General features: G+C 45.2%; 22 protein-coding genes. 2 read left to right on the top strand and 20 right to left on the bottom strand.

The genetic code is table 11. The features are described from left to right. Positions 1–412 precede the first annotated feature (412 nt). Positions 413–3,136: a preprotein translocase subunit SecA gene (gene secA / locus AB4238_RS13830; protein ID WP_372033944.1), complete on the bottom strand. Its 2,724-nt coding sequence runs from the start codon at positions 3,134–3,136 to the stop codon at positions 413–415. Between the two features lie 59 nt (positions 3,137–3,195). After that, positions 3,196–4,095, bottom strand: a complete 900-nt coding sequence (locus tag AB4238_RS13825; protein WP_248976069.1) for a M23 family metallopeptidase — start codon at positions 4,093–4,095, stop codon at positions 3,196–3,198. Between the two features lie 27 nt (positions 4,096–4,122). Here AB4238_RS13825 and AB4238_RS13820 point away from each other — a divergent pair, with 27 nt between their 5' ends. Then, on the top strand, positions 4,123–4,575 hold the full coding sequence (locus AB4238_RS13820; RefSeq protein ID WP_371993498.1) for a DUF721 domain-containing protein: 453 nt from the start codon (positions 4,123–4,125) through the stop codon (positions 4,573–4,575). Between the two features lie 7 nt (positions 4,576–4,582). On the opposite strand, the gene lpxC is transcribed toward AB4238_RS13820, so the two are convergent. From lpxC to mraZ, 15 genes are all read right to left on the bottom strand, one after another. After that, entirely contained in the window at positions 4,583–5,503 is a 921-nt protein-coding gene (lpxC, locus tag AB4238_RS13815; protein ID WP_371993496.1) for a UDP-3-O-acyl-N-acetylglucosamine deacetylase, read from the bottom strand. Positions 5,504–5,680: 177 nt separating this feature from the next. Next, entirely contained in the window at positions 5,681–6,865 is a 1,185-nt protein-coding gene (gene ftsZ, locus AB4238_RS13810) for a cell division protein FtsZ (protein ID WP_371993495.1), read from the bottom strand. Positions 6,866–6,897: 32 nt separating this feature from the next. Then, positions 6,898–8,133 carry a cell division protein FtsA gene (ftsA, locus tag AB4238_RS13805; RefSeq protein ID WP_371993493.1) on the bottom strand — a complete coding sequence of 412 codons (1,236 nt, stop codon included), beginning with the start codon at positions 8,131–8,133 and terminating at the stop codon, positions 6,898–6,900. 3 nt (positions 8,134–8,136) lie between these two features. After that, complete coding sequence (locus AB4238_RS13800; RefSeq protein WP_372033943.1) at positions 8,137–8,901, bottom strand: cell division protein FtsQ/DivIB; 765 nt, start codon at positions 8,899–8,901, stop codon at positions 8,137–8,139. A 105-nt stretch (positions 8,902–9,006) separates the two neighbouring features. Continuing rightward, positions 9,007–10,476 (bottom strand): UDP-N-acetylmuramate--L-alanine ligase, encoded by a 1,470-nt coding sequence (gene murC / locus AB4238_RS13795; RefSeq protein ID WP_372033942.1) that lies wholly within the window; start codon positions 10,474–10,476, stop codon positions 9,007–9,009. 1 nt (position 10,477) lies between these two features. Then, the gene (gene murG, locus AB4238_RS13790; RefSeq protein ID WP_372033946.1) at positions 10,478–11,575 is read right to left on the bottom strand and encodes an undecaprenyldiphospho-muramoylpentapeptide beta-N-acetylglucosaminyltransferase; all 1,098 of its coding nucleotides are present in this window, start codon (positions 11,573–11,575) and stop codon (positions 10,478–10,480) included. Between the two features lie 11 nt (positions 11,576–11,586). Further along, the gene (gene ftsW, locus AB4238_RS13785; protein ID WP_372033941.1) at positions 11,587–12,804 is read right to left on the bottom strand and encodes a cell division protein FtsW; all 1,218 of its coding nucleotides are present in this window, start codon (positions 12,802–12,804) and stop codon (positions 11,587–11,589) included. Further along, complete coding sequence (gene murD / locus AB4238_RS13780; protein ID WP_372033940.1) at positions 12,797–14,113, bottom strand: UDP-N-acetylmuramoyl-L-alanine--D-glutamate ligase; 1,317 nt, start codon at positions 14,111–14,113, stop codon at positions 12,797–12,799. Before murD ends, ftsW begins: the two co-directional genes overlap by 8 nt. A 14-nt stretch (positions 14,114–14,127) precedes the next feature. Beyond that, entirely contained in the window at positions 14,128–15,210 is a 1,083-nt protein-coding gene (mraY, locus tag AB4238_RS13775) for a phospho-N-acetylmuramoyl-pentapeptide-transferase (RefSeq protein WP_371993485.1), read from the bottom strand. Beyond that, positions 15,210–16,577: a UDP-N-acetylmuramoyl-tripeptide--D-alanyl-D-alanine ligase gene (gene murF, locus AB4238_RS13770; protein ID WP_372033939.1), complete on the bottom strand. Its 1,368-nt coding sequence runs from the start codon at positions 16,575–16,577 to the stop codon at positions 15,210–15,212. Before murF ends, mraY begins: the two co-directional genes overlap by 1 nt. Further along, positions 16,574–18,043 carry a UDP-N-acetylmuramoyl-L-alanyl-D-glutamate--2,6-diaminopimelate ligase gene (murE, locus tag AB4238_RS13765; RefSeq protein WP_372033945.1) on the bottom strand — a complete coding sequence of 490 codons (1,470 nt, stop codon included), beginning with the start codon at positions 18,041–18,043 and terminating at the stop codon, positions 16,574–16,576. Before murE ends, murF begins: the two co-directional genes overlap by 4 nt. Then, positions 18,040–19,776 (bottom strand): peptidoglycan D,D-transpeptidase FtsI family protein, encoded by a 1,737-nt coding sequence (locus AB4238_RS13760; protein ID WP_371993481.1) that lies wholly within the window; start codon positions 19,774–19,776, stop codon positions 18,040–18,042. The genes murE and AB4238_RS13760 overlap by 4 nt, the downstream gene beginning before the upstream one ends. Beyond that, a complete protein-coding gene (gene ftsL, locus AB4238_RS13755) occupies positions 19,773–20,087 on the bottom strand; it encodes a cell division protein FtsL (protein ID WP_371993479.1) in 315 nt (104 codons plus the stop codon). The genes AB4238_RS13760 and ftsL overlap by 4 nt, the downstream gene beginning before the upstream one ends. 8 nt (positions 20,088–20,095) lie before the next feature. Next, positions 20,096–21,052: a 16S rRNA (cytosine(1402)-N(4))-methyltransferase RsmH gene (rsmH, locus tag AB4238_RS13750; protein ID WP_372033938.1), complete on the bottom strand. Its 957-nt coding sequence runs from the start codon at positions 21,050–21,052 to the stop codon at positions 20,096–20,098. A gap of 30 nt (positions 21,053–21,082) precedes the next feature. Then, positions 21,083–21,541, bottom strand: a complete 459-nt coding sequence (gene mraZ, locus AB4238_RS13745; RefSeq protein ID WP_371993475.1) for a division/cell wall cluster transcriptional repressor MraZ — start codon at positions 21,539–21,541, stop codon at positions 21,083–21,085. A 577-nt stretch (positions 21,542–22,118) separates the two neighbouring features. Here mraZ and AB4238_RS13740 point away from each other — a divergent pair. Further along, a complete protein-coding gene (locus tag AB4238_RS13740; protein WP_372033937.1) occupies positions 22,119–22,451 on the top strand; it encodes a hypothetical protein in 333 nt (110 codons plus the stop codon). Here AB4238_RS13740 and glpK read toward each other — a convergent pair. The 3 genes from glpK to AB4238_RS13725 all read right to left on the bottom strand — a co-directional run bounded on the left by glpK (position 22,448) and on the right by AB4238_RS13725 (position 25,996). Next, positions 22,448–23,929: a glycerol kinase GlpK gene (gene glpK, locus AB4238_RS13735; RefSeq protein ID WP_372033936.1), complete on the bottom strand. Its 1,482-nt coding sequence runs from the start codon at positions 23,927–23,929 to the stop codon at positions 22,448–22,450. The two genes, AB4238_RS13740 and glpK, sit on opposite strands and share 4 nt — an antisense overlap. 10 nt (positions 23,930–23,939) lie before the next feature. After that, on the bottom strand, positions 23,940–24,461 hold the full coding sequence (locus AB4238_RS13730) for a nuclear transport factor 2 family protein (protein WP_372033935.1): 522 nt from the start codon (positions 24,459–24,461) through the stop codon (positions 23,940–23,942). A 221-nt stretch (positions 24,462–24,682) separates the two neighbouring features. Then, positions 24,683–25,996 (bottom strand): outer membrane protein transport protein, encoded by a 1,314-nt coding sequence (locus AB4238_RS13725; RefSeq protein WP_372033934.1) that lies wholly within the window; start codon positions 25,994–25,996, stop codon positions 24,683–24,685. Positions 25,997–26,162: the final 166 nt, after the last annotated feature.

Raw genomic sequence — 26,162 nt, 5'->3', positions numbered from 1 at the left:
ACACCGCTGCAAGTCCCGTGCTACCTAAGTAGTTGGCCTGCTGTGCCGTGTCAGTGGATGCGCATTATAGGGAAATCCTGAGTAAGCGCAAGCGCTTTTTAAACAAATAATACCTTTTTTATCATGTTTTTAGTTAAGCACATTTTAGCCACTAGTTACCCTCAGAGTTATCCACAAACAATCGTTAAAACGGCTATTTTATAGGCATGTGGTATCAATACTGTAATGGGGTACATTATATAACTGAGCCTTTAATGTTAGCGGTGTTTTCAATTCGTGCTAGTCAAAGTGCTAAGAATTTTAGAACAGGCAGCATGGAGCGCCTATTCGTTTAAAAATACATTAGCTAATAATAAGCAAAAAAAAGGGCGACTTTAATAAGTCACCCTTCTATGTCTATTGTTTGGCAGTCTTAGCTTAGCTTACCGTGACACTGTTTGTACTTCTTACCAGAACCACATGGACAAGGATCATTTCGGCCCACTTTCTCGCCTTCACGTACCTGAGGTTGAGTTGCAGCTAATGCTGCGCTCTCTTCTGCACCGACTATAGCTTCTGCTGCAGCGTGTTGGTAATCACGACGGATCTTTGCATCTTCTTGACGACGACGCTCTTCCATCTCTTCAACATCTGACTGCGCTTGAACTTGTACCTTAGACAAAATACTAATCACGTCGTGCTTTAGTGATTCAAGCATCTGCTGGAATAGCTCAAACGATTCACGCTTATACTCTTGCTTTGGATTCTTCTGTGCATAACCACGTAAGTGAATGCCTTGACGTAGATGATCCATTGCCGATAGATGTTCTTTCCAAAGCCCATCTAACGTCTGCAGCATAACGGCTTTTTCAAATTGACGTAGAACTTGCTCACCTACCATCTCTTCTTTTGCTTTATATGCATTTATCCATGTATCAACAATACGCTCACGTAATGTTTCTTCATGAAGATCATCTTCTTTATCTAACCACTCCTGCACAGGCAAGGCCATAGAGTACTCTTGTTGCAAGCGCAGCTCTAAACCAGCGACATCCCATAACTCTTCAACTGACTGAGGCGGAATGTATTGATCCATTAATTCATTGATTACATCAGTCTGAATATTAGTAATGGTATCTTTGATACTTTCTGCATCCATAAGCTCATTACGCTGTGCGTAAACAACTTGACGCTGATCGTTAGCGACATCATCAAACTCAAGCAGCTGCTTACGAATATCAAAGTTACGAGCTTCAACTTTACGTTGTGCGTTCTCAATAGCACGAGATACCCACGGATGCTCAATAGCTTCGCCTTCTTCCATACCAAGTTTCTTCATCATTGAAGAGACTCGGTCTGAAGCGAAGATACGCATTAAGCTATCTTCCATTGATAGATAGAAGCGAGAAGAACCTGCATCACCTTGACGACCAGAACGACCACGTAGTTGGTTATCGATACGGCGAGACTCATGACGCTCTGTACCTAGGATATGCAAACCGCCAGCATCGACAACTTCGTCGTGACGTATTTGCCAATCAGCTTTAATTTTAGCTCGTTGCTCATCAGTAGGATTAGCAAGTGCTTCGATTTCCATATTCCAATTGCCACCCAACACGATATCGGTACCACGACCGGCCATGTTGGTTGCAACAGTTACAGCACCAGTGCGACCCGCTTGGGCAACAATGTCTGCTTCACGCTCATGGAATTTAGCATTCAAGATCTCATGTGGGATCTTTTCTTTCTTCAATAAGCTGTGCAGTAATTCCGATTGCTCAATTGAAACAGTACCGACAAGCACTGGTTGCCCACGCTCACGACAACCGACGATATCTTTAACAATCGCGGCATACTTCTCTTCTGCAGTCAGGTAAACCAAATCAGGATTATCTTGACGAACCATTGGACGGTTAGTTGGAACAACAACTGTATCTAAACCATAAATATGTTGGAATTCGAAAGCTTCGGTATCAGCAGTACCCGTCATACCCGCAAGCTTTTCATACTGACGGAAGAAGTTCTGGAAGGTGATAGATGCCAAAGTTTGGTTTTCATTTTGAATATGAACGCCTTCTTTCGCTTCTACCGCCTGATGTAGACCTTCAGACCAACGGCGGCCAGGCATCGTACGACCAGTATGTTCATCAACAATGATTACTTCATTGTCTTGCACTATGTAGTCGACGTCTTTTTCAAATAAGGTATGTGCACGCAATGCAGCATTTACATGGTGCAGTAGCGAGATGTTCGCTGCTGAATACAGTGAGTCGCCTTCGGCTAACATGCCACGCTCAGTCAACAAGACTTCGACCTTTTCTTGGCCTCGCTCTGTCATATGAACTTGCTTAGCTTTTTCATCGATAGAGTAATCACCTTCACCGATCTCATCTTCAGTATCTTCTTTCTCTTGCTGAATTAGATTTGGGATCAGGGTATTTATCTTGGTGTATAGCTCTGAACTATCTTCGGCTGCACCGGAAATAATAAGTGGTGTACGCGCTTCATCAATTAAGATTGAATCGACTTCATCGATAAGTGCGTAATGCAAAGGACGTTGAACACGTTCTGCTGGCGAGAAAGCCATATTGTCACGCAGGTAATCAAAGCCAAATTCGTTATTGGTACCGTAAGTGATATCAGCATCATAAGCGGCTTTCTTTTCAACTTGACCAAGACCCGCAACGTTGATGCCAACGCTTAAGCCTAAGAATTCAAATAGAGGACGGTTATTTTCTGCATCACGACCAGCTAGGTAATCATTGACGGTAATAACATGAACGCCTTTACCTGTTAAGCCATTTAAGTAGGCAGGCAAGGTTGCTGTCAGCGTTTTACCTTCACCGGTACGCATCTCTGCGATTCGGTTACTATCCAAGATCATGCCACCAATAAGCTGCACATCAAAGTGACGCATTTCAAAAACACGCTTTGATGCTTCACGTACTGTTGCAAATGCCTCAGGTAAAACCGCGTCTAAGGTTTCTCCTGCATCTAGGCGTTCACGAAAGTGTACTGTCTTTGCTTTTAAATCTTCATCTGATAACTGCGCGTACTCTTCTTCAAGGCCATTAATTTTATTAACAACTTTTCCGAAAGCCTTAAGCGTACGATCGTTGCGACTACCAAATACTTTTGTCAGTAATTTACCAAACATCTGAACCACTTCTATGTTGTTGGCCAAGTCCCTTTTAGAGCCTGAAAGCCTATTTTCGATTAACCTGCCTTGCGGTAGACATATTTTTGCGGATCAATTTGCTGTCCACCGCGCAACACTTCATAGTGCACATGAGGCCCGGTTGAGCGCCCAGTACTTCCCATAACTGCGATCTTATCGCCTTTAGCGACCACGTCGCCTACGGTTACTGACAAAGCTTTATTGTGACCATAACGAGTTCGAAGACCATTACCATGGTCAATTTCAACGAGCTCACCATATCCAAACATCTTGTCCGCCCACATAACCACACCACCTGCGGTAGCGACTACATCGACGCCCTCTTCTCCAGCAAAGTCGATGCCTTTGTGCATCGTACGTTTACCGCTAAAGGGATCATTTCGTAAACCATAGGGCGAGGATAACCAACCTTTCTTAATTGGTCGCCCAGATATATAACGTTCTTCATCTATATGGAGATTAGACGCTACCGTTTCAAGTAGTGAGAGCTGAACATTATTATTATCCATTCTTAATACCAGCGCATCCATATCTGCAATGAGCTGATCGAGTTCAATGTTAGTGCCTAATTCACTTGCACCACCAACACCGACTTCTGAAGAGAAATCAAATTGATCTTCTAATTGATTATTTAGAGCAACTTGCTGACCCAACGCCTCTATACGCGTGAGTTTAGCTTGCATACGTGCAACGTGCGCCACTAACATCGACAGTTGAGTTTCAGTTGCACTCTTTAAAGAGATCAACTCGCTTTTCTGCTCTTCACGAGCCAAGCGTTCACTATCTGCATTGGTCTGTTGCTCTATAAGCTGCTTAGCATTGTGTTGATAAAGACCTGTTCCTGCTGCAATGAGCAAGATAGGTAATAACAACCAACGCTTTCCCGGTTGCCAACGTGTGGCACCGTTTCGACCTTGAATAAAAACTGTTACACTCATAGCCTAATTAAGCCATTTTATTATCATATGAAAAAGCCCCCACAGGATCTCAGTCAATTACTGCATCAGCAAGGGAACATGCCCAACTTAGCTGAAAAAGCAGAACTGCTATTACACTTAGATCACTACGTCAAAAAAGTGCTTACTGGCCCGGTGATAGAGCAGCTAAAAGTTGCTAATCTACGCCAAGGTACCTTGGTCATTGAAACAACTACGGCGGCTTGGGCGGCAAGAATTAACTTCCAAAAACCCAAAATATTGCAGATGCTGCAAGCCGAAACGCTACCCATGCTTACCGCTATCGAGGTCAAAGTCAACCCAAGCTTGCTAATGTATGAAACAAAATACAAACCTGCTCACAACCAGATAAGTGAAAATGCGGCTGCTCACATTGAAGCGTTAGCTGAGCATGCTGAAGGTACGCTAGCGGTAAAACTAAAACGGCTGGCTGCATTAGCCAGCCGTTCAAGGCAATCTTAATTCGTTTTTAAGCGAATACAGCGCCCGAAGGTACCGTAAAGCTTACTGGGGCATCAGCTTCTTTTTCAAAGCTAACAATCTCCCAAGCATCTTGCTGTGCAAGCATTGCACGCACTAACTGGTTATTAAGTGCATGCCCTGTTTTGTAGGCGCAGAACTCACCGACAATTGCATGACCAGCTACATATAGGTCACCAAAAGCATCAAGAATTTTGTGCTTAACGAACTCATCCTCATAACGCAGGCCATCGGGGTTGAGGACTCGGTATTCGTCAAGTACAACGGCGTTTTCCATGCTGCCACCAAGAGCCAAATTATTAGCTCTTAAGTATTCAATATCTCGCATAAAACCAAAGGTTCTTGCGCGGCTGATATCTTTAACAAAAGCAGAAGATGAAAAATCCATCACCATATGTTGTTGACTACGGGCAATTTCTGGGTGATTAAAGTCGATAGCGAAATCAACTCTGAAACCTTTGAAAGGTTTTAACTCAGCCCACTTATCACCATCTTCAACACGAATAGGTTTAGTGATCTTGATGTACTTCTTAGCTGCGGCTTGCTCTTGAATACCTACTGATTGAAGTAAGAATACAAAAGGACTCGCACTGCCATCCATAATCGGGATTTCAGGTGCATCAACTTCAATAATGGCATTATCAATGCCTAAACCAGCAAGTGCAGCAAACAGATGCTCAATTGTCGAAATACGAACACCGTCGTCATTTACCAGCGCAGTACACATCGTCGTTTCGCGAACTTGATCAGCAACAGCAGGAATTTCAACTGCTGGTGACAAGTCAGTACGAACGAGAATAATGCCGGTATTAACAGGTGCGGGTTTAACGATCAAAGTCACCTTGTTGCCGGAATGCAATCCAACACCAGTAGTTTTAACCATTTCTTTGACTGTTCTTTGAAAAATCATGTATTTACCCGTTTATTCGCTCAACAAAAAAGCTCGATTTATACACTTTTTAACCATGTATAGCCGATGCTGGTCGGATATCTTAGCATATCTTTGCAAATTCACCAAAAATGGCTGCATTGTTAGAGAATACATTAGTATCCACTCATGCCAGTTAACACCTTATTAACATTAAACTTAATCAGCTTGCTTTCGCAAAAATGCTGGAATGTCTAAGTAATCAAGGTCGCTCTTTTTCTCTGCTGTTGGTGCTACAGCAGGTTGCGCTGCAGCAGCTGTATTTCCGTTTGAAATCGTTGGCGAAATTGGGTCTTCCGCAGCAAAGGTTTCAGTACGAGTTTCAGCAGGTACAATTGGCTCTGGACGTGGTGCTGGTTTAGTTACAAGCTGAATATCTGGCTTTTTCTCAGCACCAATACCCGTTGCCACAACCGTTACACGTAGCTCATCTGACATTTCTGGATCGATAACTGCACCGACAACCACAGTCGCATTATCAGAAGCGTAAGCCTTAACGTGGTTACCTACGGTTTCGAACTCTTCAATGCTCATATCCATACCAGCAGTGATATTCACAAGCACACCACGAGCACCAGCAAGATCGATATCTTCAAGCAAAGGACTTGCAACAGCAGCTTCGGCCGCTTCTTCTGCACGATCTTCACCACTCGCAACACCCGTGCCCATCATGGCATTACCCATTTCTGACATCACAGTTTTAACATCGGCGAAATCGACGTTGATTAAACCTGGACGAGTAATAAGCTCTGCAATACCTTGCACCGCACCAAGTAGCACGTTGTTAGCAGCAGCAAATGCATCAAGTAAAGACGTACCGCGCCCCAACACTTTTAACAACTTTTCATTTGGAATAGTGATCAGTGAGTCAACGCTTTTGGCCAACTGCTCAATACCTTGATCAGCGAAGGTCATGCGTTTTTTGCCTTCGAATGGGAATGGCTTAGTCACAACTGCAACAGTAAGAATCCCCTCTTCACGAGCAACTTCAGCCACTACAGGAGCGGCACCAGTACCGGTTCCACCACCCATACCCGCTGCAATAAAGATCATATCTGATCCTTTAATCGCGTTACGGATACTTTCTTTATCTTCTTCAGCAGCTAAACGACCAATTTCAGGGTTTGCACCTGCTCCTAGCCCTTTAGTTACATCACGGCCTAACTGAATCGTGGTGCCAGCAGCTGACTTACGCAGTGCTTGCGCATCTGTATTGGTCGCTACAAACTCAACACCCTCGATATTGTGTTTAACCATATGCTCGACAGCATTACCACCACCGCCACCGACACCGATGACCTTGATCACCGCTTCATCTGTATGACTATCCATGATCTCAAACATGGTCTTTTCTCCGTTTTGCCTGCGTTACTAAATTAAAACTCGCCTTTAAACCAACTTTGGACCCGATTCCAAAGACTGGTGACCCCTTGTCGCTCAGGACGCTCAAACTGACGTTCGATGACTCTGCGCGCGCCATAATGAAGCAGCCCAACTGCTGTTGAGTAGATAGGCTGATCCACATATTCATATAAACCTTTCACTGGCAACGGTTGTGCCATTCTAACTGGCATACCGAATGTTGCCTCAGCAACATCAACCGCTCCTTCAATCGAAGCTGTACCGCCTGTTAGCACTATGCCCGCAGCCACTTGGTCTTCAAGACCACTATCTCGCAACTGCTTTAAAATTAATTCAAATAGCTCTTGGTATCTTGGTTCAACCACTTCAGCCAGTGTATGCCTAGACATACTGCGCGAAGGACGCCCGCCTACTGAAGGGACTTCAATGCTATCTTCTCGGCTTACCATAGAGCTTCGTGCACTCGCATGCTGCACTTTAATTTGCTCAGCATGGGATAACGGTGTGCGGAAGATCTTCGCGATATCATTAGTCACTTGATTACCCGCAACTGGCACTACCGCACAATGGCGCAGTGCACCGTTGGTATAAACTGCGATATCTGTAGTCCCGCCGCCCATATCAACCAAACAAACACCAAGATCTTTCTCATCATCGGTTAACACTGAGTCTGCAGATGCGATTGCTGAAAACACTAAGTCATCAACCTTAAGTCCGCAACGCTCAACACTCTTAGTAATATTCTTTGCCATGTCGTTTGCGCAAGTGACGATATGCACTTTAGCTTCCATACGCATCCCAGACATACCGATAGGGCTCTTAATCCCATCTTGCACGTCGATAGCATATTCTTGCGGCAACACGTGCAGAATCCGTCTCTCCGTTGGGATTTTGACTGAACGTGCGGTGTGGATGACATTATCGACATCCTCTTGTGTCACTTCTTCATCGTTAATCGATACCATGCCATTTTCATTCTGACATTCGATATGCTTGCCCGAAATACTCAGGTAAACCGATGAAACTTGGCAGTCCGCCATCAACTCCGCTTGATCGAGTGCTCGCTGAACACTGCGTACAATAGAATCAAGATCATTTACACCGCCTTTATCCATCCCTCGTGAAGGGTGGTTGCCGAGGCCGACAATACTGATCTCGCCATCAGGCAATACTTCACCAATGATCACAGCAACTTTTGAAGTTCCTATGTCCAAGGCTACGATCAGATTTCTATCTAGATTCTTAGTCATTAATTAACGGCTCTCTGTTTGTGCATCATCCCAATCTACGGCCAGTCCAGTGTCGTAGCGTAAATCCACCACCCCTACCTTTTTATCTTGCGCTGCAAGCTTAGGGTAGACGTGAATAAACCTTTGTATCCTTGTCATACTATCTTCTCGGCCAAGCTCAAGCCTGATACCGTTATTTAACTCTGCATGCCATGCATGTCGTGCACTCAAGCTCAAACTCTTTAAGCTAAACCCATTGATTGTCAACAACTCACCGAGTTGTTGATAGGTTGTCAGCACCGACTTGCCTTGTGCTTCTGGCCCCGTCAACGAAGGTAAATTGGGTATCCCCTCTTTTGCTGGAGCATCAAACACATCACCATAGGTGTTGAGCCAAGCATCTCCATTCCAATGGGCTACCGGTACTTGTTCAATCAAATACACTTTTAACTTTGCAGGCCATTCGCGCCTTACCGATGCCTGATAAACCCAGGGCAAGGCTTCTAATGCCTGCTGCACTTGATTGACATCTGCAGAGAAAAAGCTTCTTTGCATTAAATCTTGCAGTGCAACTTGAATTTCTTGGTCAGCGGTATAATTCCGCTCACCATTAATTGCAACAGCTTCAATTGGCAATGCATCCGCATCATTCAGGACCGTATTTAGTTTAAAAGCTGCAGCTGAAAGCCCAATTAAAACACACGCTAAAAACACTAGCCCAAAGCATAAATACCAGTCGGTTTTTAACAGCAAAACCCGAATACGTTGGCCTTTATCGCTCCAAGACATCCTTACGCCCTCTTATTAGGTCGTGAAGACGGAAAACCGGCCATTATATAGACCTTATCCTTAGCGTCAAAATTTGCAGTGTAACTCATTGTATATATTTCTAAGTTACCCATTTTTATCTTCAGCTTCTTTTGCGTCAAAGCCTAAATTTGACTGTGCCAAATTTCGCGATAACACGCCAATATTACCCGCGCCTTGAGTGAGAAGCAGATCACCATTTTGAAGTAATTCTGGTAATACCGTTTGTAGCTGCTCACTATTGGCAACAAATACGGGCTCTAGCTGGCCACGAACTCGAATAGAACGACACAACGCACGACTATCAGCTCCCGGTATAGCAGCTTCTCCTGCGGCATAAACATCAAGTAGCAACAAGCAATCAACCTGAGACAGTACTTCGACAAAATCTTCATAAAGATCACGAGTACGGCTATAACGATGCGGTTGATAAATCATTATCAATCGGCGCTCAGGCCAGCCCTGTCTAGCAGCTTTAATCGTTGCAGCGACTTCGCTCGGGTGGTGACCATAATCATCAACCAATTTGATCTCGCCTTTACTGGTTTCAAAGTCACCGACTTGCTGAAAACGGCGACCAATTCCCTGAAATTCGGCCAGTGCTTTTACGATAGCCTCATCTTCAATATCATCTTCACTTGCCACAGCAATTGCCGCCAAGGCATTTAACACATTGTGTTCGCCAGGCAGGTTTACCGATAATTGCAGATCAGCAACGCCGTTACGCTTAACGGTAAACTGACTGCTGTACCCTGTTTGCTTGAAGTCAACGGCTTGCACATCGGCTTCATCACTGAAACCATAGGTCACCACTTTTCTGCTAAAACGTGGCAATAGTTCGCGCACAATAGGATCGTCGATACAAACCACAGCAACACCATAAAATGGCAGATTATGGATAAAATCGACAAAAGTATTCTTAAGCTTTTCTATATCGCCACCGTAGGTATCCATATGGTCGGCTTCGATGTTGGTCACCACACTAACCATTGGCTGCAGGTGTAAAAAGCTCGCATCACTTTCGTCGGCTTCAGCGATCAAATAACGGCTATGACCTAAGCGGGCATTAGTACCTGCGCTATTTAATAAGCCGCCAATAACAAAAGTAGGATCACGATCTGCTTGACCATACACACTGGCAATTAAACTGGTTGTGGTTGTTTTACCATGGGTGCCAGCAACCGCAACGCCGTGGCGGTAACGCATCAGCTCAGCTAACATCTCTGCACGCTGTACCACAGGGATCCGCAACTCTTTTGCAGCCATCAACTCTGGGTTGTCGGCACTAATAGCGGTTGAAACTACGACTACGTCAACGTCCCTAACATTCTCGGCATTGTGGCCTATGTGGATTACTGCACCCAACTGACTTAGTCGATCTGTCACTGCATTTTCAGCGATATCAGAGCCACTCAATTTGTAGCCCTCGTTAACAAGCACTTCCGCTATGCCGCCCATACCAGCACCACCTATTCCAACAAAATAGATATGCTTCACCCTACGCATTTCAGGGATCATGGTTCTTAGCTGCGAATACTTCTCTGCTTTGTTACTCATCTCAACCCTTTTCCGCTAATTTAATACAGACGTCGGCGACTCGTTGCGTTGCATCTAGTACAGCCACATCTCGGGCGCGCTCGCCCATTTTGCATAACTCTTTTCTGTCTGATGCTAGCATCGACAATTTACTTATCAACTTACTGCTATCCACCAAAGGTTGTGGCAATAAAAATGCAGCGCCCGCCTCGACTAATACCTGAGCATTTTTGGTTTGATGGTCATCTACAGCATGGGGATATGGCACTAATAGGCTCGGCAAACCAACTGCTGCAAGTTCCGATACAGTCAATGCACCCGAGCGGCACACAACCACATCAGCCCAACGATATGCAGCTTCCATATCGTCGATAAACTCAGCCACCTTGACACTGCCATCTTGGCCTAAATGCTGATACTCAGCTTTAACTGATGCTAGATTGTTGCGACCAACTTGATGCCACACAGTCATAGGATGAGTTTTGCTTACGCCCTCAAGCGCTCCAGGCATGACATCGTTAAAGATCTTCGCGCCTAAGCTACCACCCACCACTAAAACCTTCAGAGCATCCTCTTCACAAGCTTTATCTCTATTGCCACCCAATGCAATCAACTCTTTGCGAATTGGATTACCTACAGTTTCAGCACTGACATCTGTAAATGTATCTGGAAATGCACACAGCACTTCAGTAGCGACCTTAGATAAAAGCTTATTGGTCATCCCTGGAATCGCATTTTGCTCATGCAAAACTAATGGGATGCCTGATAATCTTGCAGCGACTCCGCCGGGGCCGCTGGCAAAGCCGCCCATGCCCATCACCACATCAGGTTTAAAATCTTGGATCACTGAACGAGCTTGTATAACTGAGCGCAGGATCTTGAAAGGAGCTGCCAGTTTACGTAATAAACCGTTACCTCGAACCCCTTTGATATCAAGAAAGTCGATATCAAAACCATGTTGAGGCACTAATCTCGCTTCCATTCTATCGGCAGTACCTAACCAGCGTACCTTCCAGCCCTGCTGGCTTAGGTATTTTGCAACCGCAAGCGCAGGAAAGACATGGCCGCCAGTGCCGCCTGCCATAATTAAAATGCGCTTCTGTTGTACTTGGTCAGTCATTAATTCACTCATTATTTTGGACCTCGGCCTTCAACGGCTTGGATCACACTTAATCGTCTTTCGTAATCAATTCGGATCAACATCATCGCAGCTGCCGTCATAACCCATAAACTACTACCACCATAGCTAATGAATGGCAGGGTCAAACCTTTTGTCGGTAACATGCCGATACTTGCACCTACATTGACCACCGTTTGAAAGCAGATCCAAATACCAATACCGTAGGCAAGGTAGCCATCAAATGCACGCTCAAGCGATAAGCACATGTTACCCAGCTTGATCGCTCTCAAAGCGACAAACAGCAGCACCGCAAGCACCACAATAATGCCGATAAATCCTAACTCCTCACCAATAACGGCAAAGATAAAATCGGTGTGAGCTTCAGGCAGATACTCTAATTTTTGAATACTATTTCCTAAACCTTGCCCAAACCAGTCGCCACGTCCATAAGCCATCAACGATTGGGTTAGCTGATAGCCACTACCAAATGGATCTTGCCAAGGATCTAAAAATGACGTCACTCGTCGCATACGATATGGCTCTAATGCCACCAAAGCCACAAACGCTAATACTCCGGTGAGGATCAGCGCAAAAAAGTCTAACAATCTGGCGCCAGCCAAAAATAGTAAGCCTACAGTGCCAACAAATAGCACCACTACTGTGCCTAAATCCGGCTGCATTAAAATTAGAAATGCATACACTGCAAAGACAGCGATAGGTTTATAAAAACCTTTAGCGTTTTCTCTAATCTCTTGATGACGCCTTACCAAGTACCCCGCCATATAAATTGCAAAAACGAACTTGGCGATCTCTGCAACCTGTATTCGAATAGGCCCAACAGTTAACCAGCGGGTAGCACCGTTTACCGTGGTACCGACTAACAAGACTGCGACCAGCATAATGCCCACTATCAACAGTAAAAATGGACTAAAGTTTTGCCAATGGCGCATCTCTACTTGTAAAACCACGGCCGCGATAATCATACAGCCCACCAAATACGCGCCATGGCGCCATACAAAGTGAAATGGATTACCCGTTAAACTCTGCGCTTCAGGCATGGAAGCGGACATCACCATCACAAAACCAAAGCAGATTAACGACAATACCGCGAACAACAATGCTCGGTCATACAGCTGCATACCAGGTGCCGTTCTATCTGCAAATAAGTTTGCTAGCGACCACTTAAAGCGGCCGCTAAACAGACTGAGCTGCTTCTCAGCGCTAGGCATTTAACTTGCCGACTTCAGCACGAAAATCATCGCCACGCGCCATAAAATTAGGGTACATATCTAAACTGGCACATGCTGGTGACAAAATAACGATATCACCTGCCGTTGCAATTTCATTGGCTAACGCTACCGCTTCAGCCATGGTTTCAACAGACTGTGCGCCCGCTTTGAGAGCGGCAATTTTGTCACCATCTTTACCTAAGGTGATTAAACTACTGACCTTTTCCAGCGCCGTTGCTAAGGCGGAAAAATCTGCACCTTTACCGTCACCGCCAGCAATCAAAATCAATTCACCTAAATGCTCACTTAAGCCTTCGATTGCTGCGACTGTTGCACCAACATTAGTTGCTTTAGAGTCGTTGACATAAGTCACTCCAGCAATATCGGCGACCACTTCACAGCGATGAGTCAGCCCTGTGAACTGTTTAGCGACTGCAACTAGATATTCGCGGTCGATATCAACACTGCTTGCCAGTGCCATTGCCGCAATCAAATTAGCGTGGTTATGACTGCCCACCAAAGCGACCTCACTAATAGGCATAATCACACTGCTGCCACGTACGATATTGCCATCGGCAATACCCCAAGCGTCAACTTCTGGCACATCTAGACCAAAGCTATTTTGGTTCATTGGGCTATTTGGCAATGTCAGCAGATCTTCTCGATTAAACAGTATGCTTTTACTTTGATCATAAAGATTCAGTTTGGCTTGTCGGTATGACTCCAAGTCACTGTAGCGATCCATATGATCTTCGCTAATATTCAAACAGGTTGCAGCAATACAATTGAGGCTATGAGTGGTCTCGAGTTGGAAACTGGATAACTCAAGCACATAAAGCTCTTTGGGATCCAATAACAGATCCAAAACAGGAATACCTATATTGCCACCCAAGGCATAGGATAATCCCGCCGCAGCAGCCATTTCACCCACTAATGTAGTGACTGTAGACTTACCATTTGAACCAGTGATACCTATAACACGGGCTGAGCTATTAGCAATTTCTCTCGCGAATAGCTCGACATCGCCAATCACTTCAATACCCATATCAAATGCAGCACGTACCTCTGGTGTTTCAACCGAAATGCCCGGGCTAATAACAATCTGAGACGCTTGAACCAAATAGCGGCAATCGAATCCACCCGCGATTAGCTCAACATCAGGATAAATTGCAGCCAACCGGTCTGCACCTGGAGGCTGGTCTCGACTATCCATCACCAACGGAGTTATCCCCTGATCACACAGGTAGCGAACAACCGATAAGCCGGTTGCTCCCAAACCTAATACTATGTGTGAATGCTGTTGCGCCATGTTATATGTCCGTTTTATCTAAGCTTCAACGTTGCAAGACCAAGCAACACTAGGAATAGGGAAATGATCCAAAAGCGTACGATAACGCGCGGCTCTGGCCACCCTTTTAACTCATAATGGTGGTGTATCGGTGCCATACGAAAAATACGCTGACCTCTTAGCTTGTATGAACCGACCTGCAATATAACGGATACGGTTTCCATTACGAACACGCCGCCCATAATGACAAGTAAGATCTCCTGACGGACCAATACTGCAATTGCGCCCAATGCTGCACCAAGTGCTAGAGAGCCTACATCCCCCATAAATACTTGTGCTGGATAGGTGTTAAACCATAAGAACCCAAGCCCTGCACCGACAATCGCAGTACAGACAATCACTAACTCACCCGCTCCGGGTAGATAAGGAATGTGCAAGTAGTTTGCAAATTGAACGTGTCCAGAAAGGTATGCTATCAATGCAAAAGCAGCTGCGACCATAACGGTTGGCATAATCGCTAGGCCATCTAGACCGTCTGTTAAGTTAACCGCGTTACTTGAACCCACAATCGTGAAGTACACTAATACAATAAAGAAAGCACCAAGTTGTGGCATCACATCTTTAAAGAAAGGCACAACCAGCTGGGTTTCTCCCGCTGTATCCGCTGACGCATAAAGATAAACAGCAATCACGATGGCTGCGATAGATTGCAATAGGTATTTCCAGCGTGCGATCAAGCCCTTAGTGTCTTTACGAACCACTTTGCGATAATCATCGATAAAACCAATGGTGCCAAAACTTGCTAGCACAAACAGCACGACCCACACATAGCGACTACCCAAATCGCCCCAAAGCAATACACTAATAAAAATACCAGCAAGAATAAGTAAGCCACCCATTGTCGGTGTTCCACGCTTACTAAAATGAGATTCTGGGCCGTCGTTACGCACGACTTGACCTATTTGCAATAACTGCAAACGCTCAATCATCTTCGGTCCCCACCAAAGACTAAACATCAATGCCGTAATCAAACCAAGAATGGCTCGGAAGGTGACATAAGAAAATACGTTAAACCCACTGTAAAACTGGGTTAAATACTCCGCCAGGTAAACCAGCATTAAACAAACTCCCCGCGACCAAAGGCCATTGTTAAAGCTTCAACTACACGTTCCATTCTCGCACTGCGAGAACCTTTGACTAAGATTGTGATATCGCCATTAGACTCATTAATGTAAGCCATTAACTTTTCTACTAATTCACTAATATTATTATGGTGTGCAGCACCAAAAGCATGACTCGCACCTTCACTTAGCTCGCCTACACAAAACAATGCATCAACACCTTTTGCTTTAGCTTCTGCGCCTAGCTCATTGTGCAAAAGGGCGGCATTGTCGCCTAATTCTCCTAAATCGCCCAGCACTAAACACCGATTTCCGTTAATTTCTTGAAGCCAGTCAATCGCCGCGCCGACCGAGGCGGGGTTGGCATTGTAGCTATCATCAATTACCGTTACTCTGCCTAAACGAGTTGGCAACATTCTGCCCTTAACAGGCTCAAGTAAGCTCAGTCCTTGATTGATAAAGCTTAATGACATACCAAGTGCCAAACATATGCTACTAGCAGCCAATGCGTTCAGTACCTGATGCCGACCAGCAAGTGGTAAAACCACAGATTCAACCTGCTCTCTATAGGAAATATCAAAGCTGTATCGTCCGCCTTTATCAGCATGCAAAGACGTTGCTTTCACGTCTGCTGCCGCGTCAATAGCAAAGGTCAACTGAGTTAAATGCTTAGATGCCGTTAACATCACTGCTGAAAAAGCATCATCGGCATTGATAACCGCAGTGCCTTCTGCAGCAACGTGATTGAAAATCTCTGATTTTGCTCTGGCGACTCCAGCTAACGAGCCAAACCCTTCAAGATGTGCAGAGGCGACATTATTCACCATCGCCACGCTGGGCTTAACTAAACTAGAGGTGTAATCAATTTCACCAGCGTGATTAGCACCCAGCTCAAATACACCAAACTGATCACCTGCTTGTAAACGCAACAATGTCAGCGGTACACCGATTTCGTTATTAAAGTTACCTGCGGTATATAGCACTTGGTGCTGCTGTGACAAAATGGTAGCAACCATCTCTTTTACGCTGGTTTTACCGTTTGACCCTGTTAATGCAACACAGACTGGCGCTAACTTATCTCGTACATAAGCGCCAATTTCACCCATCGCTCGCTGGCTATTTGTTACAATAATTTGTGAGACAGCAAGAGGGAGTTCATGCTCAACCAACACAGCCATTGCGCCATTTTCTGCGGCTGAAGCAGCAAAGCTATGCCCATCAAAGTTGTCGCCTTTCAGCGCCACAAAGAGTGTTTGTCCATCCACTGCGCGACTATCACTCGATACCTGTTCTATCGACAAATCTTCTCCAAGCAACTTGCCACCAAGGTGCTCAGCAATTTCAGTTAACGACAGCCTTATCATGCGTGATCTTCCGCTATCGCTTTAGTAAACGCGCGTTCGTCATAATTCAATTTTTCACCATTAACTTCTTGGTAAGTCTCATGCCCTTTACCAGCAAGTAGCACCATGTCACCAGGCTTTGCTAGCGCTACTACTTCTCTAATCGCCGCTTTACGATTAACTTGAGATTGCGCTTTTTGCGGCTCTGTAAAGCCTGAAAAAACATCTGCGATAATATCTTCAGGGTTTTCACTGCGGGCATTATCGCTGGTCACCATCACATGATCTGCATGCCGTTCAGCGCTGATAGCCATCATAGGCCTTTTACCTGAATCCCTGTCGCCGCCACAACCAAATAAGCACCACAATTCACCCTTACAGTGCACTCTTAATGCTTGTAGAGCTTGCTCTATAGCATCCGGCGTGTGGGCGTAATCGACGACTAAGATCACATCACCATTTGTGGTAAAGCGCTCCATTCTCCCAGCAACAGGAGTCAACCCAGAGGCTAGACTAACCAGTGCAGCCATATCTTCACCCACAAGGTAAAGTGCACCTAGAGCCGCCACCAAATTGGAAAGGTTAAAGTCACCTAATAGCGGCGACTGCAGCTTAGCTTCACCTTCAGGCCAAACTAACGTGCACGATACGCCACCATCATGGTATTGGCACTGCTTGGCATAAATATCTGCTTTTGTATCACCTTTGATACTGAAACCTAACGTTTTGCCTGCTGTTGCTTGTGCTAACCAAGCGGCACCCGTTTCGTCATCACAATTGACCAAGCCAGCACGCAATGAGCTAAAGCTAAATAAGCGTTGCTTAGCCGCGCCGTATGCCTCCATCGTATGGTGGTAATCAAGGTGATCACGGCTCAAATTGGTAAATACCGCCACATCAAAAGGCACTGCCTCTACGCGGCCTTGTACTAATCCATGACTAGACACTTCCATAGCACAGGTATCTGCATGGCTTTTTTCAAAATTTTGTAACTGTTTAATCAGAGTAATTGCATCGGCAGTCGTGTTGCCACTATCGACAAGTTCGCCCCATAAACCATTACCAAGTGTGCCCATCACGGCAGTTTGCTTCTGTTGCAGTTGCTGTAATTGAGCAATTAACTGCGTCACAGAGGTTTTGCCGTTAGTGCCTGTCACACCGATAATCCGTGGACGCTGACTCGACAACGGGTATGCCTGCGCAGCTAACGCTGACACTTGACGATTTAATTGGAAAAACGCAATCTGCAAGCCATTTTCGCTGCTAATATTGCCATGTTCTTCTGGCGAGTCGGTATGTACCAACACTGCAGCAGCACCGTTATCCAATGCGGTTTGAATATACTGTCGTCCATCTACCTGATAACCAGGTACTGCGACAAAAAGATCGCCCGCTTTTAGCGCACGGCTATCAAGCGAGAGATCATTGAAAGCTTCTATCCCTGAATAGTGAAACCAGGGAGCAAGGAGATCTCGAATTAACATTATTCTGCACTCCTAGATAAAGCAGCCAAACGAACTTTTTCGCGGCTGGAAATGGGTTCAACATTCAACATTTGCAAGGCACCAGACATCACTGATGCAAATACGGGGGCTGCAATATCACCGCCGTAATATCTATCGCCTTTAGGTTCATTAACGACAACCGCGATAGCAAGTCTTGGGTTATGCACTGGCGCCACACCGGCGAAAATAGCCACGTAGTCTTCACCATAGCCACCGGCAACGGCTTTACGGGCTGTACCTGTTTTACCAGCAACAGGATAACCTTCAATATGTGCCTTACGGGCCGTACCGCCTTTCTCGGTGACACCAACCAGCATCTCCATCACATTCTGCGCGACATCAGCTGAGATAACTTGGGTACCTTCAGGCTTTTGCTTAAGCTTTAAAATCGAGGTTGGGTAAAGCACCCCTTTACTGCCAAGGGTGGCGTACATTCTGGCGATCTGTAATGGCGTAGCCATTAAGCCGTAACCAAACGACAGTGTGGCTCGCTCAAACTCAGACCAACGACGTCGGTCGTGAATTAGACCCGCACTCTCGCCCTCAAGGTTAATCCCTGAGTAGTTACCCAGTCCCATCGCTTGATAGGAGCCTAACAACTCTTGTACTGGCATCGACAACGCTATTTTTGTCATGCCGACGTTACTTGAATGCACCAAGATACCGGCTAGCGACAGGTCGCCATAGTTGCGGGTATCACGCACAATTTTACCGCCGATACGCATTCGGCCAGGGTTTGTTTTAATGATGTCGTCAAGCTTAATCGTGCCCGCTTCAAGCGCTGCCGCGACGACGAAGGGTTTTATGGTTGAGCCTGGCTCATAAGCATCAGTAAGCGCACGGTTGCGCATACGGTAACTCTGCAGGTTCTCACGAGAATTAGGGTTGTAAGAGGGAGTATTAGCCATCGCTAACACTTCACCAGTATTCACATCTAGCACCACGATCGATGCTGATGTAGCTTGGTTAGCTTCAGTGGCCTTTTTTATCTCTCGGTACGCCAACTGTTGAATACGTTGGTCGATACTTAAAACAAGATCATTAGGGCTTTCACCCTCTTGCACCATGTCTAATCTCTCAACGACGTGGCCATCTCGAGATTTACGCACCTTCTGTTTAGTCGGCGTACCCGTTAACCAGTCGTTATAGGTATTCTCTATCCCTTCAATACCTCGATCGTCAATATTGGTAATACCAACGAGCTGCGCGGAGATCTCACTGGTTGGATAGTAACGACGTGATTCAGGCTTGAGGTAAACACCGGGTAATTTGAGTTTTTTAATATAGTCAGCAACAGCCGGAGTAACTTGACGTTTTAAGTAAGTAAAGCGTTTACGCGGGTTACTTTGGACTCGTTTTAGAATTTTATCTTTTGGTTCATGCAGCACATCAGCAAGCGCTTGCCAGCGGCGCATATCGACAAAACCATTTTCGTCATGCACGACTTTAGGATCAGCGTAAACGGCTTTCACAGGCACACTAACCGCTAACATCTCACCGTTACGGTCGGTAATGAGACCGCGTTGTACTTCTCGGCTCGTAGTCCTTAACGTACGCATATCACTTTCATGACGTAACTTTTCAGGCTCAATAATCTGAATATAAGCCGCTCGACCGATAAGACTGGTAAATAGCATGCAAACAAAGGCCACAACAACGTATAAACGCCATTGAATCAGCTGTGGTTTCTGCTTACGCTTTGCCTGTTTACTCATGGGACTCTAACTACCACCTCTTCTTTGGGTAAAGGACGTCTCATATTGAGCTCTTTAGTCGCCATTCGGGTTACTCTGCTGTGTTCTGAGCGAGACTGCTCTTCAAGTAGCAAGTTTCGCCATTCAATATCTAATCGATCACGCTCTTGCAGCAATTGCTCCCATTTACTCGTGTACTTACGCCCTTCGTAACTGGTGTAAACCACTGCGACCGCGTTGAGCATGACAAGTAATGCGACTACCATGACCCATTTGTGGTGCCATAGATCTAGCAACACAATACGAGTTAGGTTTAGCTGCGACTTACTCACTTAAGCCTCTACACTGACTCAAGATCATAAGGTAAGCGTTCAGCAATACGTAGCACTGAGCTTCTTGCTCTAGCGTTGCGCTCTATCTCTTCTGCTGACGGTTTAATCGCTTTGCCTAAGCCTTTCAACTTACGTGACTTGTTGATTTCGGCTTCAGTGATCGGTAGCCCATGCGGCACACTTTCACCTTGGCTATGACGACGAATAAAGCGTTTCACCATACGGTCTTCCAGTGAATGGAAGCTAATGACTGATAAACGACCTTCAGGAGCAAGCACTGTCAATGCGCCTTCTAGTGCTTGATCAATCTGCTCAAGCTCACTATTGATATAGATACGAATGGCTTGGAATACTCTGGTTGCAGGGTGCTTATTACGTTCTTTATTCTTGGTAATACGGGCGATCAAATCTGCTAAATCTTTAGTACGTAAGAACGGTGTGTCCTCACGATCAGCTGCAATACAACGAGCAATATGACGTGAGCTTTTCTCTTCACCGTAGGTTTTGAACACCCAAGCCATATCTTCAATTTCTGCACGAGCAATCCACTGCGCTGCGGTTTGGCCTTGAGAGTTATCCATACGCATATCCAGCGGACCATCGCGTAGGAAGCTAAAACCACGTTCAGCGTCATCGAGCTGAGGCGAAGATACACCGAAGTCCAGCAATACACCGTCAATCTTGCCCTTTAGGCCAAGCTCTTCTACATACTGCGCTAACTGACCAAAGCCACCATGCACAATCTGAAAGCGACTGTCGTCTTTAAACTGCTCTGCCGCTAAAATGGCTTGTGGATCTCTGTCAATTGCAATCAGTCGACCATTAGGTCCGAGTTGCTCAAGCACTTTTCTCGAGTGACCACCGCGGCCGAAAGTACCATCTATGTAGATGCCATCTTCGCGTATATTTAGGCCTGCTACGGTTTCTGTTAGCAAAACCGATAGGTGTTCAAATGATTGCGTCATGTTTATCTTCTATTTGGTTAATATCACTCATTAGAGCGAAAAATCAGCTAAACGTTGATTAGCTGCTAAATCTTCATTAAGAATCGCAATGCGACTCTCTTCAATCTGCTGTTGCCATGCCGCTTCGTCCCACAACTCAAATTTATTCAGTTGCCCGACTAACATCGCCCTTTTCTCTAGATTGGCATATTGGCGTAATGGTGTCGGTAAAAGTACCCGGCCATTGCCGTCCAATTCACACTCATGGGCATAACCAAGTAACATACGTTTAATGGCTCGCTCTGCAGGTTGGGTATCTGATAATTGGGATAACTTAGCCGCTATTTGCTGCCACTCTTGTACTGGATAGAGCAGTAAGCAGGGCGATTGAATATCGACGGTAATCACTAACTGACTGTTATGATGGGCGTGCAAAGGCTCACGGTGCCGTTTTGGCATCGCAATTCGTCCTTTCGCATCTAAATTGATAGCGCTCGCCCCAGAAAACACGTTATGTCGTCCTTGTTAATTTATCAAAAATCCACAAATATCCACATTTACCCACAACAGCTAAGTTTAGGGATACAATGCAAGAATTGTCAAGGGGGCGGCGTTATTTAAAATCCAGTAACCAAGCGGGTTAGCAGGGAGTTTTAAACTAAATGCTATCGAGTGCACAAATAGGGATTTTTGTGGGAGATGAGTTATTCGAACTATCTAAAAAGTAGGAAAAACAGACAGAAGAGAGCCGTAGAGTGGTTTTCCAGTAACACTTAAGTGGAGTTTATTCCCCTTCTTCCTCCATTAATGAAGCCTAAATTACACTCGCTATAGCGTAAAAAGCTAGATTCAATCTCTCAAAACTAAAATTAGGTTAACAATTTTTAACCCATCGCAGAGTTTATTAATAATCATACTGCCACAAAATGCCTCATCTTAAAGTCGTACCTTCAGTTAGCACCAAGCTTACATAGTGATAAACAGTGTCATCCGTTGATAGTTTCTATCACGCAGTGCATATTTGACTAAATTTTAAGCTGTGGCTGCCGATATATAAGTAATCAATAACTTATAATGTGGAGGTTCTATGATTAGTTTAGACAGTGTTTATGCCATGCTGGCTCGACCACCTCTGCGTGAGATTAAGCAGAAAGACGGTGTAAAACCCGTTAACAGCAGCGCAGCCATTACCGCTGATAGCCATGAACAGCCTCAAGCTCAGCTGCCACCCCACTTAGAAAGGCGTCAGTCCCGTGAAGATAGACGTAAAACCCCCTCAACCCTCTATCAACTGGATCCTAGCTTAGAAAGGCGTAAAAATTACGTTGAAGACAGAAGAGAAGATGAGCCACAGCAAGCATCAAGTAATATAAAAGACGAGGATGACTCGCCTTTTGGGCATATTGACATCAATGTTTAACGCGTTCTCGCCACGGCCTCTTGCCAGCCATTATAAAGTGTTGCTCTCTGCGCATCATTAATCTGTGGTTTGAAGCGCCGCTCAACGACCGCTTTATGTTTAAGTTCTGCAGTAGAGTTCCAAAAACCTACCGCGAGTCCAGCTAAAAAAGCTGCCCCCATGGCTGTGGTTTCAGTTAACTCTGGGCGCAACACATCCACATTGGTAATATCGGCTTGAAACTGCATTAAAAAGTCATTGGCAACCGCTCCACCATCGACTTTTATCTGTTTTAGCTCTACCCCGCTATCTTTACTCATAGCATCAAGCAGATCCCGACTTTGATAAGCAATCGCTTCCAAGGCGGCGCGAATAATATGATTGCGATTAGCCCCGCGAGTTAACCCAACTAACGCCCCTCTCGCATCGGGATCCCAATACGGAGCACCTAAACCAACAAAAGCTGGCACTAGATATACGCCATTGGTGTCGTCGACTTTTGAAGCAAAATACTCGGTATCTTGCGCATCTCGGATCAAACCCAGCTCATCACGCAACCATTGAATCGTAGCACCGCCCATAAATACTGAGCCTTCTAGTGCATAGTTGATTTCACCTTTAGCGCCCACGGCAATGGTTGTTAATAAGCCATGTTGAGATTTTACCGCCTCTGCACCGGTATTCATCAGTAAAAAGCAGCCTGTCCCATAGGTGTTTTTCGCCATCCCTTCATCAATACATAACTGACCAAAAAGCGCTGACTGTTGATCGCCAGCAATACCAGCGATAGCAATGCTACTGCCTTCACCAGCAATACGAGTTTGCCCATATATTGCAGATGAAGGTTTAACCTCTGGCAGAAGAGAGCGCGGTATATCTAGCGCTTTAAGCAGCTTTTCATCCCAGTCTTGTTGATGAATATTAAACAACATAGTGCGTGACGCATTCGTTGGGTCGGTAACGTGTACCTTACCTTCGGTAAGCTTCCAAACTAACCAACTGTCAATAGTGCCAAATAGCAGTTCTCCTTTTTCAGCACGCACCCTGACGCCATCAACATTATCCAAGATCCACTTTATTTTAGTGCCAGAAAAATAAGGATCGAGTACTAAGCCCGTGCTGTCTTTAACGTACTCTTCTAACCCTTGAGCCTTTAAGTCATCACAAATCGCTTTGCTTCTACGACACTGCCACACGATGGCGTTATACACCGGTTTACCTGTCACTTTATCCCAGATAACCGTGGTTTCACGCTGATTGGTGATCCCAATCGCCGCGACATCTTCACTATGGATATCTGCTCGTGCTAACGCTTCAATTAAGGTTGAGCTTTGTGATGCCCAGATCTCCATAGCATCATGCTCTACCCAACCTGGTTGTGGATAGATTTGGCCAAATTCTCGTTGCGAACTCGCCACCATATTCGCGTCATGATCGAAAACAATAGCTCTTGAACTGGTGGTACCTTGATCCAATGCGATGACATATTTCTTTGACACAAAAACTTCCTTATTGACGTGTATCTTTTAGTAAACCGATTTCTGGTTGCACGATGTTGCTGTTGCTAGACTCAGGGTCACAGGCATGAGCAGGGTAATACCACACAGCATTAATTTTACCTTGCTTTAACTCATACACGCCGATGCTACATTGACTATCTTGCTCACCGTCATGACTCCAAGTCACCTTTTCTATGGTGCTCACATAATTGGCTGAGCTTACCACTTGCGTCAACGTGGCTTTGGCATCAGGTAGTGTTTGAAAATAGTCAGCCATCGCCGCACCCAACTCATTTTTCGACGAGGTCTCTATCAACATTTTACTGCCCGATATATTGAGCCAATGCACAGTGTCGGTTGTGTGCGATAGCAGCTGCCCGACGTTATGTTCATTAAAAGCCTGTATAAACTGCTCTACAACCTCGATAGAAGCATTAGCTTTGACAGGCATTACATCATCGGCACAGGAATAGGCTGGGACAAAACTGATTAACAGCAAACAAACTGATAAGTTCAGAGATCTAATATTCATTTGAAACCTCTTTTAGTCACGCTAGTACCAGCAAAAACTCGCTTTAGTTTCGGATACTGAATTTGAAAACTGGGTGTAATTAACCCGCAGCAAGTTAACTCTTTTACCATGAAACCCACATAATAACCCAATGGCTAACAAAGTAAAAAGCCCCGCTAATGCGAGGCTTTCAGTAATGATTAAGTTAAGCTTATGCTTAACTTAAAGGCTATCTATTCAGCTTAGAAACGGTAGCTTGTTTGAATACCCACTAACAAAATATTACCGCTAGTAGTGCCAGTAAAGGTACCGCCAAAGTGAGCAGAAGAGTCATCTGACGGGATACCTGGACGCGGTTCAACAACTGGAGATTCATCAGCGAAGATATAAGTCAGACCAAAATCCATATCAAAGTTTTCGCTAATACGGTAACCCATACCTGCGCTCAACCATAAACGATCCATCTCAGGAATGGTCAGAGTCCGGTTAGCATCAGACACTGCTGATTTATCGTAAGCAACACCCGCTCTCATGCTAATGGTATCGTTCACTTGGTAAGTCGTACCCAGCGCAAAACGGTAGTTATCTTCCCAATTCTCTTGCTTCACCAATTGAGTAGGCTCAGTAAGTGCAGGGATTACCGCTTCTAACTTCTCAAATGAGCTCCAATCAGTCCAGTTAATGCTGGCATGAATGGCAAGCTTTTCACTTAGCTGATGGTAAGAAGCAAGTTCAGCCGTTGCAGGTAATGACAGCTCCATAGAGCCTGCCATCTTCAAGGTTGGATCCATTGGGTTAAAGGCTAAACCATTGGCTTCACCTTCTAGGTTTTGATCGACTGCTGAGCGGTAGTTAAAGCCAACTCTATTATCAGCATTAATCTGCCAAGCACCACCTAATTGCCATCCCCAAGCAGTGTCATCACCTTCCATGTACTTCAGCGTGGTGCCTTTCGCTACAGGTAAATTACCAATTGGTGTAGGAAGAATCGTGTCAACTGAGCTTTTCGCACCAATACTACCTTCACCAATTACAAAGCGCACACCACCACCAATACTAAACTTGTCATTGATGCGGTAAGCAACGTTAGGATTGATCTCTATCGTAGTGACAGATGCTTCATTACCAAACTGAGTACCACGGAAGTTGTCATCCAGTTCAGTCGCCATGCCAAAGTTACTGCCAAGTGCTAAACCTACAAACCAGTTGTCATTTATCTGGTGAGAGACATAGAAATTAGGAATAACAGCATCATCGGCAATATCGTGAGCAGATGTAGGATTAGTGCCATCGACATAAGTCACTTCACCATTGATATCAATATTCGGCATGACCAAGATCGCACCAGCTGTCATTTGAGTACCATTTAAATAGGTAAGCATTGCAGGGTTACGAAACTGTGCCGCCGCGTTATCAGCCATTGCCGCTTCACCAGCAAACGCACGCCCAAGTCCCGTAGCCGAGTATTCAGCTAACTGGAATCCAGCAGCTTGAACCTGTGTTACATTCCCCAAAAGTACCGTACTAACGGCAAGTGTTAATAAACGCTTATTCATTTGTATTCTCTAATTATGTAATTACAACAAGTAGAGCAATTACTCCACTTAAAAGTGGAGCGGATTTTACAACCACAGAATATCTTTACAAGTGTTTTAATAAAAACAGCGTAAAACACTGGCAAAAGATAATAAAGGCAGTGAGAATCAAACGAAGATCACGTTT

Origin of the sequence: Shewanella sp. 10N.286.45.A1, from assembly GCF_041470405.1 — a bacterium.
Lineage (GTDB): Bacteria > Pseudomonadota > Gammaproteobacteria > Enterobacterales > Shewanellaceae > Shewanella.
The sequence above is the reverse complement of the archived record's forward strand: the minus strand, read 5'-3'. Positions and strand labels throughout refer to the sequence as shown.

Coding starts and splice junctions, on each gene's coding strand:
- AB4238_RS13725 (WP_372033934.1), bottom strand. CDS start 25,996: ATGAATAAGCGTTTATTAACACTTGCCGTTAGTACGGTACTTTTGGGG.
- AB4238_RS13740 (WP_372033937.1), top strand. CDS start 22,119: ATGATTAGTTTAGACAGTGTTTATGCCATGCTGGCTCGACCACCTCTG.
- murD (WP_372033940.1), bottom strand. CDS start 14,113: ATGGCGCAACAGCATTCACACATAGTATTAGGTTTGGGAGCAACCGGC.
- rsmH (WP_372033938.1), bottom strand. CDS start 21,052: ATGACGCAATCATTTGAACACCTATCGGTTTTGCTAACAGAAACCGTA.
- murF (WP_372033939.1), bottom strand. CDS start 16,577: ATGATAAGGCTGTCGTTAACTGAAATTGCTGAGCACCTTGGTGGCAAG.
- AB4238_RS13820 (WP_371993498.1), top strand. CDS start 4,123: ATGAAAAAGCCCCCACAGGATCTCAGTCAATTACTGCATCAGCAAGGG.
- lpxC (WP_371993496.1), bottom strand. CDS start 5,503: ATGATTTTTCAAAGAACAGTCAAAGAAATGGTTAAAACTACTGGTGTT.
- AB4238_RS13800 (WP_372033943.1), bottom strand. CDS start 8,901: ATGTCTTGGAGCGATAAAGGCCAACGTATTCGGGTTTTGCTGTTAAAA.
- ftsW (WP_372033941.1), bottom strand. CDS start 12,804: ATGCCTAGCGCTGAGAAGCAGCTCAGTCTGTTTAGCGGCCGCTTTAAG.
- AB4238_RS13760 (WP_371993481.1), bottom strand. CDS start 19,776: ATGAGTAAACAGGCAAAGCGTAAGCAGAAACCACAGCTGATTCAATGG.
- AB4238_RS13730 (WP_372033935.1), bottom strand. CDS start 24,461: ATGAATATTAGATCTCTGAACTTATCAGTTTGTTTGCTGTTAATCAGT.
- AB4238_RS13825 (WP_248976069.1), bottom strand. CDS start 4,095: ATGAGTGTAACAGTTTTTATTCAAGGTCGAAACGGTGCCACACGTTGG.
- ftsA (WP_371993493.1), bottom strand. CDS start 8,133: ATGACTAAGAATCTAGATAGAAATCTGATCGTAGCCTTGGACATAGGA.
- murC (WP_372033942.1), bottom strand. CDS start 10,476: ATGAGTAACAAAGCAGAGAAGTATTCGCAGCTAAGAACCATGATCCCT.
- mraY (WP_371993485.1), bottom strand. CDS start 15,210: ATGCTGGTTTACCTGGCGGAGTATTTAACCCAGTTTTACAGTGGGTTT.
- ftsZ (WP_371993495.1), bottom strand. CDS start 6,865: ATGTTTGAGATCATGGATAGTCATACAGATGAAGCGGTGATCAAGGTC.
- murG (WP_372033946.1), bottom strand. CDS start 11,575: ATGACTGACCAAGTACAACAGAAGCGCATTTTAATTATGGCAGGCGGC.
- secA (WP_372033944.1), bottom strand. CDS start 3,136: ATGTTTGGTAAATTACTGACAAAAGTATTTGGTAGTCGCAACGATCGT.